Here is a 14,221-nt window from a genome sequence, read left to right on the forward strand (position 1 = left end):
GCGGCCAAAAAAATCAGATTTTCTGCAGCAAACCTGCCAGGCGTGGCAGCGCCGCACAGGCATTGGCGGAGGTGCTGCGCGCCAGATCCACCAGCGACTGGCCGCGCAGGCCTGCCATCACCCCTGCGATGCGGGGCAGCTCGGCCGGCGCGTTGCGCCCCTGCGGTTGCCCGACGGCCCGCTGCGCGGCCGGGGTGTAGAGCCAGTGCGGCGGGATGTCGGGCGCGTCGGTTTCCAGTACCAGGGCCGATGCGGGCAGCTCGGTCGCCAGCCGGCGCAGCTGCAGCGCCCGGTCGTAGGTCAGCGCGCCGCCAAAACCCAGCTTGAACCCCAGCGCGATGAACGCCTGCGCCTGCTGCAGGCTGCCGTTGAAGGCATGGGCGATGCCGCCCGGCACGGCCGTTTCGCGCAGGCCCTTGAGCAGCTGGTCGGCCGAGCGGCGCACATGCAGGATCACCGGCAGATCACAGCGGCGCGCCAGCTGCAGTTGCGCGCGGTAAATCTGCTCCTGGCGCGCGGTGTCCAGGCCTTGGGCAAAAAAATCCAGCCCGATCTCGCCGATGGCCACCAGGCGCGGGTCGTGGCGGTGCTGCTGCAGCGCCTGGTCCAGCAGCGCCAGATCGGCCTCGGCTGCCCGCGCTGTGTAAAGGGGGTGAATACCCAGGGCGTAGCTGTCGCCATGGCGGTGCGCGAGCTGGCGCACGGCATCCCAGTTGGCGCGCTCCACGGCCGGGATCACGCAGTGCGCCACGCCCGCAGCGGCGGCCTGCTGGCGCACGGTGTCGCGGTCGGCGGCAAACTCTGCGGCGTCCAGGTGGCAGTGGGTGTCGATCCAGGAGGGCATGCCGCCATGATGCCCCAACCGGCAACCCGCCCGTCCGCCAGCGGATGCGGAAATGGGCGATCCGTGCTACTGTCAATTCCCTGCGCCGTTGCCCTGGCGCGAATTGCTGTTTCTGGACACCGCGTGCAAGACACCGGCGCCTGAAATGGCCATGGAACCAGAAGGTGACAGGATGCCCCGGCCCGCCCTCTACAGCAGTTCCCGCCCCCCACGGCGTCCGGCAGAACCGGCGGCCGAGGTCGCCAGCACGCCGGCGCCACCGGGGGCACCACCCACCGCGGCGCTCACCGCCACAACCCTCCCCACCGCGGCGCACCGCCGCCTGCCCGCCCTGTGGGCGGCCGTGGTGGTGCTCACCGCGCTGCTGCTGGCCAGCCTGTGGCTGCACCCGGGCGCGGTGCCCCGCCGCATCACGCAGGGCGACATCGACGCCGCCGTGCTGCGCACCCTGGAAAACACCACCCTGCCCTCGCCCGCCGCAGGGGCCGTGGAGGCCGTGGCGCCGTCGGTGGTGCGCGTGGCGGGCTATGCGCGCAGCAAGAACGGCAAGGCCGAGATCGAACGCGGCGTGGGCACCGGCGTGGTGATCGTGGATTCGGGAATCATCCTCACCAACCTGCATGTGGTGCAGGGGGCCAGCCGCGTCACCGTCACCTTCCACGACGGACTGGAAACCACCGCCAGCGTCACCGGCGTCCAGCCCGAAAACGACCTGGCCGTGCTGCAGGCCCACAAGCTGCCCGACGACCTGGCCGCCGCGCCCCTGCGCTCCACACAGAACCTGCGGGCGGGCGACCAGGTGGTGGCCATCGGGTTTCCGTTCGGCATCGGGCCGTCGGCGTCGGCGGGCGTGGTGTCGGGCCTGGAACGGGAATTCGACTCGCCCGAGGGCAACGGTCCGCTGACCCACCTGATCCAGTTCGACGCCGCCGCCAACCCCGGCAACTCGGGCGGCCCGCTGGTCACCATGGACGGCGAGGTGGTGGGCATCGTCACCGCCATCCTCAACCCCACCAAGGCGCGCACCTTCATTGGCATCGGCTTTGCCGTGCCCATTGAAAATGCAGCCGCCGCCATCGGCATGCCGCCGTTCTGATATGAAGCCCCCTGAGTCGCCTTCGGCGCCTTCCCCCTCCAGGGGGACGAAACCCTCACCCAGAGCGGAGGCGACATTTGCATGTCGGGGCGGCCCTTGCTCGGTGTCCCTCGCCTTGGCCGCGCCAGTTGCTTGGGCGGGTGACGGGTCGCAGCATCGTTGATCACTGACACGGAAGGAAACCCATGGAAGCCGCAACGAACAACGCCTCCACCGCCACCCTGATGGAGCAGGTGCTCTACGAGGTCAAGCGCGTGGTGGTCGGGCAGGACCGCTTCCTGGAACGCGTGATGGTGGCCATGCTCGCCCAGGGCCATCTGCTGGTCGAAGGGGTTCCCGGCCTGGCCAAGACGCTCACGGTGAAGACGCTGGCCCGCACCATCCAGGGCAGCTTCAAGCGCATCCAGTTCACGCCCGACCTGGTGCCCGCCGACCTGGTGGGCACGCGCATGTACAACCAGAAGACGGGCGAATTCAGCACCTCGCTGGGCCCGGTGTTCACCCACCTGCTGCTGGCCGACGAGATCAACCGCGCCCCCGCCAAGGTGCAGAGCGCCCTGCTGGAGGTGATGCAGGAGCGCCAGGTGACCATTGCCGGCGAGACCCACAGGGTGCCCGAGCCCTTTCTGGTGATGGCCACGCAAAACCCCATCGAGACCGAAGGCACCTACGCCCTGCCAGAAGCCCAGGTGGACCGCTTCATGATGAAGGTGCTGCTCGGCTACCCCACCGAGGAGGAAGAGTTCGTGATTGCCCAGCGCGCGCTCGATGCGCCCGTGCAGGTGCTGCCGGTGGCCACCACGGCGCAACTGTCGGCGCTGCAGGCCGAATGCCGCAGCGTGTATGTGGACCCGTCGCTGCTGCAGTATGCGGTGAAGCTGGTGGCGGCCACGCGGGCGCCCGCGCAGCACGGCATCAGCGACATGGCGCATTTCATCGCCTGCGGCGCCAGCCCGCGCGCCACCATCTGCCTGGCCGAGGGTGCCCAGGCCCTGGCCATGCTGCGCGGACGCGCCTACGTGCTGCCCGAAGACATGACCGATCTGGCGTTGGATGTGCTGCGCCACCGGCTGTCGCTGTCGTACGAGGCGCTGTCGGACGGGCTCGACGCCGATGCGCTGATCGCCCGCATCATGGCCAAGATACCGGCGCCCGCAAGGCCTTTGCACCATGAACAAAAAGCCGCCTGAAACCGCCACCGTGCAGGCCCTGCACCCCTTGCCGGGGCAGGCCGACCGGCTGCTGCGCGCGCTGGAATGGAAGGTGATCCGGCGGCTGGACGGCCTGCTGCAGGGCGACTACCGCACCCTGGTGCGCGGCAGCGGCCTGGACCTGGCCGACCTGCGCGAATACCAGCCCCACGACGATGTGCGCCACATCGACTGGAACGTGACGGCGCGCCTGAACGCGCCCCATGTGCGCGTATTCACCGAAGACCGCGAAATGTCGGCCTGGTTTCTGCTGGACCTGAGCCCTTCCATCCACTTTGGCCCGCAGGGCCACGCCAAGCGCGACATCCTCACCGGCTTTGTGGCGGTGCTGGCGCGCCTGCTCACCCGCCACGGCAACCGCGTGGGTGCCCTGCTGTATGGCACCGGCCGCGACGGCGTGCGCGCGGTGGATGCGGTGCTGCCCCCGCGCAGCAGCCGCGCGCAGGTGCTGCAGCTCATGCACCAGCTGCTGCAGCCCGCCACCGGCCAGCCCGCAGGCGGCACCCAGCTGGGCGTGCTGCTGCAGGCCGGCCTGGGCGCCATTCGCCGGCGCTCCACCGTGTTCGTGGTGTCGGACTTCATCAGCGCGCCCGGCTGGGACAAGCCGCTGGCCCAGCTCGCGCAGCGCCACGACGTGGTGGCCGTGCGCCTGTTCGACCCGCTGGAGCTGGAGCTGCCCGACCTCGGCCTGGTGCTCCTGCGCGATGCCGAGACCGGCGAGCAGTTGCAGGTCGACACACACGACCAGGGCTTTCGCCAGCGCTTTGCCCGCCTGGCCGCCGAGCGCGAGGCCACCCTGCGCGCGGGCCTGGCCGCCGCGGGCGCCGACACGCTGGAACTGCGCACCGATGACGACCTGATCGACGCCCTGCTGCGCTTCATGGACCTGCGCCAGCGCCGTGCAGGGCCCCGGCTGCGCGCCTTCCAGCCCACCCCCCGCCCGCCGGCCGTGCATGCCGCTGGCTGACCCCTGACACCGAAAGCTCCCACCATGGTTTTCCTCTGGCCCAACCTGCTCTGGCTGCTGCTGGCAGTGCCGCTGCTGGTGCTGCTGTATGCCTGGCTGCTGCACCGGCGCAAGCAGGCAGCGCTGAACTACCCCAGCCTCGGCCTGGTGCGCGCCGCGCTCGGCCCCGGCCAGCGCCTGCGCCGCCATATCCCGCCCGCGCTCTTGCTGCTGGCGCTGGTGGCCCTGCTGCTGGCGGCGGCGCGGCCGCTGGCCGTCATCAAGCTGCCCTCCGAGCAGCAGACCATCATGCTGGCCATGGATGTGTCGGGCAGCATGCGCGCCACCGACGTGCAGCCCGACCGCATCACCGCCGCGCAGGACGCCGCCAAGGCCTTCATCGCCGAGCTGCCGCGCCATGTGCGCGTGGGCATCGTGGCGTTTGCGGGCAGCGCCCAGCTGGCGCAGCTGCCCACCCAGAGCCATGAAGACCTGGTCAAGGCCATCGACAGCTTTCAGCTGCAGCGCGGCACCGCCACGGGCAACGGCATCATGGTGGCGCTGGCCACGCTGTTCCCCGATGCGGGCATCGACATCGCCGCCCTGGGCGGGGGCCAGGCCATGCGATCGCGCTCGCTCGACGAGGTGACCACGCAGGACCCGGCCAAGACCTTCACGCCCGTGGCGCCCGGCTCCTACAACTCGGCCGCCATCATCATGCTGACCGACGGCCAGCGCACCACGGGCGTGGACCCGCTCGAAGCCGCCCAGTGGGCGGCCGACCGGGGCGTGCGCGTGTACACCGTGGGCGTGGGCACGCTGCAGGGCGAGACCATCGGTTTCGAGGGCTGGTCGATGCGCGTGCGCCTGGATGAAGAAACCCTCAAGGCGGTGGCCTTGCGCACCCAGGCCGAATACTTCCACGCCGCCACGGCGGCCGACCTGAAGAAGGTCTATGAAACCCTGAGTTCGCGCCTCACGGTGGAAAAGCGCGAAACCGAAATCTCGGCCCTGCTGGCACTGGTGGGCGCCGCACTGGCGGTGCTGGCGGCAGGGCTGTCGCTGTGGTGGTTCGGTCGGGTGATGTAGTCCGTCACCATCCCAAACAGCGCTGCTGGCGCTGGCCACATAAGCGCTACAACCCCAAAAAACGCAAGAATTCGTTACTCATCCAGCCCGCCCGGGCCGTCCACCAGGGTGGCCAGCGGCAGGTCGTGCAGCTCCTGCAGCAGACGCACCAGCTGCTGCGCGGCGGCATCCACCACCGCCCGCCCCTTGTCGGCCGTGGCGGCGGCGGCGTTGCCCACGGCACCGGCAGCGTGGTAGTCCTGCATCTGCCAGCCCAGCTTGGCGCTTTTGCCGTTGCCCAGGATGGCATAGCGCTCGGCCCGGTCCTGCGAGGTGGAGCGGAAATCGCGCGCGTGCGCCATGTGCACCGTGCCCGGCGCCAGGTGCAGCATCATCGAGGTCTCGATCTCGCCTGCATGGATGCCGAAGCGGTGCTCCTGGGCGCTGAACTGGCCCGCCACGGCATCGGGCAGCGGCAGGCTGAACCAGCTGCTGCTGTACACCAGCAGCTTGCTGCGCGTGCGCAGCTCGCGCGCCACGATGTCCATCACGCTGACCTGGCCGCCATGGCCGTTGAACAGCAGGAGCTTTTTCACCCCGGCGCGCGCCACGCATTCGCCGATCTCGGTCCACAGCGCGATCACCGTGGCGGGCGAGAGCGTGAGCGTGCCCGGAAAACGGATGTGCTCCGGGCTCAGGCCCACCACCTGCGGCGGCAGGAAAAGCACGGGCAGCGCGGCAGGCAGCAGCGGCAGGGCGGCGTCGATCACGCCCTGCAGCAGGGTGGCATCCACCGACAGCGGCAGGTGCGGCCCATGCTGCTCGATGGCCGCCACGGGCAGCACGGCCACGGCCTGGCGGGCCTGGCCGCTGGCGTGCAGCCGGGTGAAGTCGCGGGTGGTGAGGTCGGCCCAGAAGCGCGACGGCAGGGGTGGGGTGGCAGCGGCGGTCATGCCCGCCATGGTAGTGGAGCACCGGCGCGGGCGGATAATCCGAGAGATGCACCAGCCCACGCCACCTGGCACGATGGGCCTGGTGCCGCATTTCGCACCATCCAGAGCCTGTACGCCCCATGCCCCAGCCCTTTGCCTCCGCGTCGCTTGCCACATTGCGCCACCACCGCTGGGTGCGCCGGGGCCTGTGGGCCTTGCTGGCGCTGTTGCTGCTGTGGCTGCTGAGCTGGCTGTCGGTGCCGGCGCTGGCCAAGGGCCCGCTGGAGCGCATCGCCAGCGAACAGCTGGGGCGCCCGGTCACCGTGGGGGCCATCGATTTCAAGCCCTGGACGCTCGAAGTCACGCTGCGCGACATCGCCATCGGCGGCGCCCAGGGCGGCCCGCCCCAACTGGAGATTGCGCGCATCTATGCCGATGCCGAAATGCAGTCGCTGCTGCGCCTGGCGCCGGTGGTCGATGCCCTGGAAATCGATGCGCCCCATCTGCGGCTCACGCACCTGGCCGACGGCCACTACGACGTGGACGACATCCTGGCCCGGCTCACCGCCCCCTCCGACCAACCCGCCAGCGGCCCGGCGCGGCTGGCGCTGCACAACCTGGTGCTGACCGGTGGCGCCATCGACTTCGACGACCGCACCGTGGACAAGGTGCACGCCGTGCGCGAGCTGACCCTGAAAGTGCCTTTCATCAGCACCCTGCCCGCGCAGCGCGACATCACGGTGGCGCCCCACCTGTCGTTTGCGGTGGGCGACAGCCGGTTTGACTCGTCGGCCCAGGCCACCCCGTTTGCCCAGACCGGCAAGGGCGACGCCACGCTGAAGTGGGAGGGGCTCGACCTGGCGCCCTACCTGCCCTATCTGCCTGCCAGCCTGCCGGTGCGGTTGCAGGGCGCCCTGCTCGACCTGGATGTGAAGCTGGCGTTCGAGCAGAGACCCCGCCTGGCCGTCACGCTGTCGGGCAAGGTGCAGACGCGCAACGTGCAGATCGCCGACCGCGGCAACCAGCCCCTGCTGTCCTACGAACGCCTCACGGTGGACATGGCCGAGGTGCGGCCGCTCGACCAGGTGGTGCGCCTGGCCAGCGTGGAGCTGGCGGCGCCCGTGGTCACGGCCACGCGCAATGCCCAGGGCGCCATCAACCTCGCGCAACTGTCGGCCCCGGCCGCGTCACCAGCGGCCACCCCGCCACCACCTGCCGCACCGGCACCCCAGGCCCCCGCCAGCGGCGCCACCCCGCCCGCCACCCCGCCCGCCACCCCGCCCGCCACCGCCCCCGGCTGGACCGTGGCCGTGGCGCAGGCCGCCGTGCGCAAGGGCCAGGTGCGCTGGAGCGACCAGAGCACCCGGCCCGCCGCCGCGCTGCAGGCCACCGAGCTCACGCTGGATGTGGCCAATGTGGCCTATCCCTTCCAGGCGCCCCTCACCTTCCAGGGCGCGCTGGGCCTGCAAGGCAGCACCCTGGCCTTCAAGGGCCAGGCCACCGACCGGGCGGCCGAGGTGAACCTGTCGGCCCAAGGCCTGGCCCTGCAACTGGCCGCGCCCTACCTGGCCCAGACACTGGAGCCCGCGCTGACCGGCCATGTCAACGGTGAACTGGCCCTGCAGTGGCAGGCCCCGGTCGGCGACGCTGCCAAGGCAGGCGCCACGGGCGTGACCCTCAGCGCCGGCCCCCTGGCGCTGGAACAACTGGCGCTGCAACAGGACAAGACCGCACTGGCCGGGGTGGGCAAGCTGGCGCTGGATGGCCTGAAGCTCAACCTGGACCAGCGCACCGTGGACGTCGAGCGCCTGGCCATCACCCAGCCCCAGGCCACGGTGGAACGCGCCGCCGACGGCCGCTGGATGTACGAGCGCTGGCTCAAGGCCGCGCCCACCACCGGCACCGCCAAGGCAAAGGCGCCTGCCGCGCCCGCCTGGCGCGTGCGCCTGGGCGAGCTGGCCGTGGACCAGGGCAGCGTGGCCTTTGCCGACCGCGCCCAGCCCCGCCCCGTGGCATTGAACCTGTCGGCGCTGAGCCTGAAGGCCCGCAACCTGGCGCCGGACGGCAGCAAACCCGAGGCCGTCGAACTCTCGGCCCGGGTGGCTGCACGCCGGGGCCAGGCCGGCCAGCTGACCTACCGCGGCACGCTCACCCCCCAGCCGTTTGCCACGCAAGGGCGCCTGGAAGCCAGCCGCCTGCCCCTGTACGCGCTGGACGGCTACCTGGCCGACCAGCTGGCCATCGAACTGCTGCGCGCCGACCTGGGCTTTCGCGGCCAGGTGGCCCTGTCCCAGAGCGCGCGCGGCACCACGCTGCGCGTGAACGGCGACGCCGCCATCGACGACCTGCGCGCCAACAGCACGGCCGCCGCCACGCCCAAGACCGCCGCACAGGTGGGCGAAGAACTGCTGGCCTGGAAGAGCCTGGGCCTGCGCGGCCTGGCCGTGGCCCTGGCACCGAACACCGCCCCACGTGTGGAGGTGAAGGAAACCAGCCTGGCCGACTTCTTTGCGCGCGTCACCATCAACGAAAACGGCCGCATCAACCTGAGCGACATCGCCAAAAGCCCGGCGGAGGTCAGCCACCAGGCGCCGGCCGCAGACACCGCATCCCCCGCCCCGTCGGCGCCCGCGGACGCCACGGCATCGGCCAGCGCCCCGCTGCCCCCGGCACCAGCCATCCCGCCCGACCCGCTGGCCCCGGTGGTGGTGTTCGGCCCGGTGAGCCTGGTCAACGGCAAGGTGCTGTTCTCGGACTACTTCATCCGGCCCAACTACTCGGCCGACCTGACCGAGCTGACCGGCAAGCTCAGCGCGTTCTCGTCCCAGCCCCCGGGCGGCGAGCCCGTGCTGGCCGATCTGGAGCTGCGCGGCCGCGCCGAGGGCTCGGCCGCGCTGGAGATCACCGGCAAGCTCAACCCGCTGGCCAAGCCCCTGGCCCTGGACATCGTGGGCAAGGTGCGCGACCTCGAACTGCCGCCCCTCTCGCCCTATTCGGTGAAATACGCGGGCCATGGCATCGAGCGCGGCAAGCTCAGCATGGACGTGTCGTACAAGGTGCTGCCCGACGGCCAGCTCACGGCCAGCAACAAGCTGGTGCTCAACCAGCTCACGTTTGGCGAGCCCGTGGAAGGGGCCCCCAACAGCCTGCCGGTGCGGCTGGCCGTGGCCCTGCTGGCAGACAGCCATGGCGTGATCGATCTGGACCTGCCCATCAGCGGCTCGCTGAACGACCCGCAGTTCCGCATCGGCCCCGTCATCTTCAAGATCATCGTCAACCTGATCGGCAAGGCCATCACGGCCCCTTTCAGCCTGCTGGCCCGCGCTTTCGGGGGCGGCGATGAACTGAGCACCGTGGCCTTCGCCCCCGGCAGCGCCAGCCTCACGCCCGAGGCCCGGCAGGGCCTGGACAAGGTGGCCAAGGCCCTGGCCGAGCGGCCCGCGCTCAAGCTCACCGTGACGGGCACGGCCAGCCTGGCGCGCGAGCGCGAAGCCATCCAGCGCGAGCGCCTGCAAGACCTGGTGCGCGCCGAAAAGCGCCGCGCCACCCCCGCCGACACCACCCCCGTGCAGGCCGCCGAATACCCGGCGCTGCTCAAGGCGGTGTACCGCCGCGCCGACATGCCCAAGCCCCGCAACCTGGTGGGCATGGCCAAGGACCTGCCCGTGCCCGAGATGGAAGCCCTGCTGCTGGCCCACCTGCCCGCCGCTACCGAAGAGCTGGCGACCGAGTTGGCCACGCACCGCGGCCAGGCCGTCAAGGCCTACCTGGCCGAGCAGAAGCTGCCCGAGGAGCGCCTGTTCCTGGCCGCCCCCAAGGCTGCCACGCCGGACGAAAAATGGACGCCCCAGGCCCAGCTCAGCCTGGCCACCCAATAAACGGGCCGCGCACGGCGCACCGGAACCAACCGCAGCGCCAGCGCTCACACCCTGTAACCATGCCCCATCGCCTGCTCTCCCACTTTCTCTTCGCTCTGCTTTTCATAGCTTCCAGCGCTTCATGGACAGGCGCAAGCGCCCAATTCAACCCAAAACCCGGCGCCCGTGCCGGCAGCGTGGTCACCACGCCCCGCGTGCGTGCCGAACTCGTGGCGCACGCGCCCGAGGGCGTGGGCCCCGGCCAGCCGCTGTGGCTGGGCCTGCAAATCACCCACCAGCCCGAGTGGCACACCTACTGGAAGAACCCCGGCGACTCGGGCCTGCCCACCGAGCTGGCCTGGACGCTGCCCGCCGGCCTCACGGCGGGCGACATCGCCTGGCCCGTGCCCCACACCATCCGCATCGGCACCCTGGCCAACCATGGCTACGAAGGCACGGTGCTGCTGCCCGTGCCGGTGCAGGTGGGCCCGGACTTCAAGGCGCCGCTGGCGGGCAATGGCACGCTCGATGTGCGCCTGCGCGCGACCTGGCTGGTGTGCCGCGTCGAATGCATTCCCGAAGAAGGCGAATTTGCGCTGCAGCTGCCCGTGCGCGGCTCCACCGCGCTGCATGCTGCCGCCTTCGCCCAGAGCCAGGCCGATCAACCGCTGGCGCTGGCCGGAACAAGCCAGGTCCAGGTGCAGGGCGAGCGCCTGCAATTGCGCGTGCACGGACTGCCCGCCGCGGCACGCGGCCAGACGCTGGCTCTGTTCGCGGAAACGCCCGAGGTACTGGTTCCCGCCGCCGTGTCCGGCAAGGACTGGACCCAGGCCTGGGATGGCGATGCCTGGACCGCCGACCTGCCGCTGTCTCCCCAGCGGGGTGACACGCCCGAGCGCCTGCCGCTGGTGCTGGCGCTGGAGCAGCGCCCCGCAGACCGCGCGGCCCCCCATGCCTGGCGCACCGTGGCCGATGTGAACGGCACCTGGGCCGCCGCCGCGCGCGCCAGCGTGTCGCCCGCGCTGGCGGCGGCGCTGGAGGCCAACCAGGCCGCCTCCCCTACACCCGCCCCCACCAGCGCTTCGCTGGGTACGCTGCTGGCGGCACTGGCAGGTGGGCTGCTGGGCGGCCTGCTGCTCAACCTCATGCCCTGCGTGTTTCCGGTGCTGGCCATCAAGGTGCTGGGCTTTGCGCAGCATGGCAGCAACCGGAGGGCGCAACGCCTGGCCGGCGCGGCCTATACCGGCGGTGTGGTGCTGTCGTTCCTGGCGCTGGGCGGCCTGCTCTTGGGCCTGCGCGCGGCGGGCGAGCAGCTGGGCTGGGGCTTTCAGCTGCAATCACCCGCCGTGGTGGCGCTGCTGGCCGCGCTGTTCACGCTGATCGGGCTCAACCTGGCGGGCCTGTTCGAGTTCGGCCAGTTCGTGCCGGGGCGCCTGGCCACGCTGCAGGCCCGCCACCCGGTAGGCGATGCGTTTTTGTCGGGCGTGCTGGCCGTGGCCATTGCCTCGCCGTGCACCGCACCCTTCATGGGCGCTTCACTGGGTTTTGCCGTGGCCATGCCCGGCGCGCAGGCGCTGGCGGTGTTTGCCGCGCTCGGCCTGGGCATGGCCCTGCCCTACCTGGCGGCCAGCCTGGTGCCGGCCGTGGTGGGCTGGCTGCCGCGGCCCGGCCCCTGGATGGCGACCTTCCGCCACGCCATGGCCTTCCCCATGTTTGCCACGGTGGTCTGGCTGGTGTGGGTGCTGGGCCAGCAAAGCGGCATCGACGGCGCCGGCGCGCTGCTGGCGCTGCTGGTGACGGGCTGTGCGCTGGTGTGGTCGCTCACGCTGCGCGGCCGCACCCGGATGGTGATTGCTTCTTGTTTAATAGCTGGTGGCGCATGGCTGGCAAGCGCTATTGGCCAAAACATCACCAAACCAGTGGAGCGTGCCGCCCAGGTCGCGGTGGGCGCCAACAGCGCCTGGCATGCCTGGTCTGCCGAGCGCACGGCCGAACTGATGACCGCAGGCCAGCCAGTGTTTGTGGACTTCACCGCCGCCTGGTGCGTGACCTGCCAGTACAACAAGCGCACCACCCTCACCGACAGCAGCGTGCTGGCCGACTTCGCCGAGCGCAAGGTGGCCCTGCTGCGCGCCGACTGGACGCGCCGCGACCCCGCCATCACCGCCGCGCTCGCCCAGCTCGGGCGCAGCGGCGTGCCGGTGTATGTGCTGTACGCACCCGGCAAGGCGCCGGTGGTGCTGACCGAGATCCTCAGCGTGGCCGAGGTGCGGCAGGCGCTGGCGGCGCTGTAGCGGCCCGGCCGCTGGAGATGGGGCAGCGCGGATCGCGCCTTGATGAATAGCTGTTGGCGCTGACCCATCCAGCGCTTTTGGCCAAAATGGCGGCCAAATGTTCACGGCGGGGCGCAGCACACCTTGCCACGGCGGTGGCCTTCAAGGGACAAGCCCGGCGCACTCCCCCAAAACACCCGGGTGGCGATATCCTCAAGCCCGGCAGGATCGGCACCGCCGGTACGCCACGACGTCCGCCTCCACCCCACCGCCCGTCCACGCTCCCACCGTTTCATGTCCCAGCCCTCAAGTTCCTTGTGGAGCCCCCTGCGCCAGACCGCCTTCCGGGGCCTGTGGATGTGCGGTGGCGTGTTCTTTGTGGGCAACGGCATGCAGACCATGGCGGCCGCCTGGCTCATGGTGGAGCTCACGGGCTCGTCGTTTCTGGCGGCGCTGGTGCAGACGGCCGTGTTCATGCCCATGTTCCTGCTGGCGCTGCCCGCCGGCGTGCTGGCCGACACCACCGACCGCCGGCGCCTGATTGCGGGCGCGCTGCTGGCCCAGACCGGCGCCTGCGCGCTGCTGGCCCTGCTCACACTGGGCGGCTGGAGCGGCCCGGCCTCGGTGCTGTTCCTCGTCTTCGTGTGCGGCTGCTGCACGGCCATGCTCACGCCGGCCTGGAACTCGTCGGTCATCGACCCGGTGCCGCGCGACGAATGGCCGCAGGCCATCACCGCCGTCAGCATTGCCTACAACGCCGCGCGCGCCGTGGGGCCCACGCTGGCGGGGCTGCTGTTCGCGCTGCTCGGGGCAGGCTGGGTGTTCGCCGTCACGGTGGCGACCACGCTGGTGATGTGGGAGTCGATTCGGCGCTGGCCGCCCAAGGCGCACCCGCCTTCCAAGCTGCCGGCCGAGCGCCTGTGGGGCGGCACGCTCAGCGGCCTGCGTTTTGCCTGGCATTCGCGCATGATCCTGGCGCAGCTGGTGCGCGTGACGGCCTTCGGCGCGGCGGGCTCGGCCCTGTGGGCGCTGCTGCCGGTGATTGCCCAGCGCCTGGGCACGGGCGCGCAGGGCTTTGGCCTGCTCATGGGCTGCCTGGGCACGGGCGCCGTGCTGGTGGGCCTGGTGCTGGGGCGGCTGCGGACGCGCTTCGGCATGGAGGCCATCGTGGGCACCGGCGGCGGGGTGTTTGCCGCCGCCATGCTGGCTGCCGCGCTCACGCAGGTGGCCTGGTTCATTTACCTGTGGATGCTGCTGGCGGGCGCGGCCTGGATGTCGTCCATGTCCACCTTCAACACCGCCACCCAGGCCAGCGCGCCACAGTGGGTGCGCTCGCGCGCCGTGGCCATGCACATGGTGGCGGCGCTGGGTGCGTTTGCCATGGGCTCGGCCTTCTGGGGCGCTGCGTCCGACCTGATCGGCCTCACGCCCACGCTGTGCCTGGCCGCCGCGCTGATGGTGGCCAGCCTGCTGCTGGCCAAGCCGATGCCGCTGCGCATGGGCGCCCTGCACGAGGTGACGCAGGCCACGCCCTGGGATGAACTGTTCATCGAATCCGAGCCCCTGCCCGAAGCCGGCCCGGTGGCCGTCGAGGTGGGCTACCGCATTGCCCCCGGCACCGACGCGGCCTTCCTGGACACCATCAGCCGCATGAAGGCCCCGCGCCGCCGCGACGGCGCCACCTTCTGGCGCGTGTACAAGGATCTGGGCGAGCCCTCGCGCTATGTGGAGCGCTTCATCGTCGAGTCCTGGGCCGACTACCTGCACCAGCGCGCCCGCGCCACCATGGCCGACCAGGCGCTGGAGACCGAGGTGCGGGCGTTTCTGGCCCCCGGCGAAACGGCGCGCATGTCGCACTACATCGCTGAAAGATAGCTCCCCCCGAGCCGCCCGCGCGTTACAGCCGGCGCGGCCCAGGCCAGTGCACCCGTGGAACTGGCTTTGCCAGGCCACCGGGCGCGTCCCCTTCCCGCAGGAGAGGGGGAAGACGCGAA

At 71.1% G+C, this 14,221-nt stretch carries 9 protein-coding genes; 7 read left to right on the top strand and 2 right to left on the bottom strand.

What is annotated here, in order from left to right; translation table 11 throughout:
* Nucleotides 1-13 precede the first annotated feature (13 nt).
* On the bottom strand, nt 14-844 hold the full coding sequence (locus BLW02_RS09630) for a TatD family hydrolase (protein WP_026435270.1): 831 nt from the start codon (nt 842-844) through the stop codon (nt 14-16).
* Nucleotides 845-1,016: 172 nt separating this feature from the next.
* Here BLW02_RS09630 and BLW02_RS09635 point away from each other — a divergent pair, with 172 nt between their 5' ends.
* From BLW02_RS09635 to BLW02_RS09650, 4 genes are all read left to right on the top strand, one after another.
* Entirely contained in the window at nt 1,017-1,940 is a 924-nt protein-coding gene (locus BLW02_RS09635; RefSeq protein WP_092698121.1) for a S1C family serine protease, read from the top strand.
* A gap of 185 nt (nt 1,941-2,125) precedes the next feature.
* Nucleotides 2,126-3,130: an AAA family ATPase gene (locus tag BLW02_RS09640; RefSeq protein WP_092698082.1), complete on the top strand. Its 1,005-nt coding sequence runs from the start codon at nt 2,126-2,128 to the stop codon at nt 3,128-3,130.
* Nucleotides 3,111-4,118: a DUF58 domain-containing protein gene (locus tag BLW02_RS09645; RefSeq protein WP_092698083.1), complete on the top strand. Its 1,008-nt coding sequence runs from the start codon at nt 3,111-3,113 to the stop codon at nt 4,116-4,118. The genes BLW02_RS09640 and BLW02_RS09645 overlap by 20 nt, the downstream gene beginning before the upstream one ends.
* 24 nt (nt 4,119-4,142) lie before the next feature.
* Entirely contained in the window at nt 4,143-5,186 is a 1,044-nt protein-coding gene (locus BLW02_RS09650; protein ID WP_092698084.1) for a VWA domain-containing protein, read from the top strand.
* 74 nt (nt 5,187-5,260) lie between these two features.
* Here BLW02_RS09650 and BLW02_RS09655 read toward each other — a convergent pair whose 3' ends face one another.
* The gene (locus BLW02_RS09655) at nt 5,261-6,118 is read right to left on the bottom strand and encodes a creatininase family protein (RefSeq protein WP_092698122.1); all 858 of its coding nucleotides are present in this window, start codon (nt 6,116-6,118) and stop codon (nt 5,261-5,263) included.
* 119 nt (nt 6,119-6,237) lie between these two features.
* Between BLW02_RS09655 and BLW02_RS09660 the strand changes: the two genes are divergently transcribed.
* From BLW02_RS09660 to BLW02_RS09670, 3 genes are all read left to right on the top strand, one after another.
* Nucleotides 6,238-9,975 carry a DUF748 domain-containing protein gene (locus BLW02_RS09660; RefSeq protein WP_092698085.1) on the top strand — a complete coding sequence of 1,246 codons (3,738 nt, stop codon included), beginning with the start codon at nt 6,238-6,240 and terminating at the stop codon, nt 9,973-9,975.
* Between the two features lie 59 nt (nt 9,976-10,034).
* Nucleotides 10,035-12,248 (top strand): protein-disulfide reductase DsbD family protein, encoded by a 2,214-nt coding sequence (locus tag BLW02_RS09665; protein WP_092698086.1) that lies wholly within the window; start codon nt 10,035-10,037, stop codon nt 12,246-12,248.
* Nucleotides 12,249-12,521: 273 nt separating this feature from the next.
* The gene (locus BLW02_RS09670) at nt 12,522-14,102 is read left to right on the top strand and encodes an MFS transporter (protein WP_092698087.1); all 1,581 of its coding nucleotides are present in this window, start codon (nt 12,522-12,524) and stop codon (nt 14,100-14,102) included.
* Nucleotides 14,103-14,221: the final 119 nt, after the last annotated feature.

Origin of the sequence: Acidovorax soli (genome assembly GCF_900107605.1) — a bacterium.
Classification (GTDB): Bacteria; Pseudomonadota; Gammaproteobacteria; order Burkholderiales; family Burkholderiaceae_C; genus Acidovorax; species Acidovorax soli.

Coding starts and splice junctions, on each gene's coding strand:
- BLW02_RS09635 (WP_092698121.1), top strand. CDS start 1,017: ATGCCCCGGCCCGCCCTCTACAGCAGTTCCCGCCCCCCACGGCGTCCG.
- BLW02_RS09630 (WP_026435270.1), bottom strand. CDS start 844: ATGCCCTCCTGGATCGACACCCACTGCCACCTGGACGCCGCAGAGTTT.
- BLW02_RS09645 (WP_092698083.1), top strand. CDS start 3,111: ATGAACAAAAAGCCGCCTGAAACCGCCACCGTGCAGGCCCTGCACCCC.
- BLW02_RS09655 (WP_092698122.1), bottom strand. CDS start 6,118: ATGACCGCCGCTGCCACCCCACCCCTGCCGTCGCGCTTCTGGGCCGAC.
- BLW02_RS09640 (WP_092698082.1), top strand. CDS start 2,126: ATGGAAGCCGCAACGAACAACGCCTCCACCGCCACCCTGATGGAGCAG.
- BLW02_RS09650 (WP_092698084.1), top strand. CDS start 4,143: ATGGTTTTCCTCTGGCCCAACCTGCTCTGGCTGCTGCTGGCAGTGCCG.
- BLW02_RS09665 (WP_092698086.1), top strand. CDS start 10,035: ATGCCCCATCGCCTGCTCTCCCACTTTCTCTTCGCTCTGCTTTTCATA.
- BLW02_RS09660 (WP_092698085.1), top strand. CDS start 6,238: ATGCCCCAGCCCTTTGCCTCCGCGTCGCTTGCCACATTGCGCCACCAC.
- BLW02_RS09670 (WP_092698087.1), top strand. CDS start 12,522: ATGTCCCAGCCCTCAAGTTCCTTGTGGAGCCCCCTGCGCCAGACCGCC.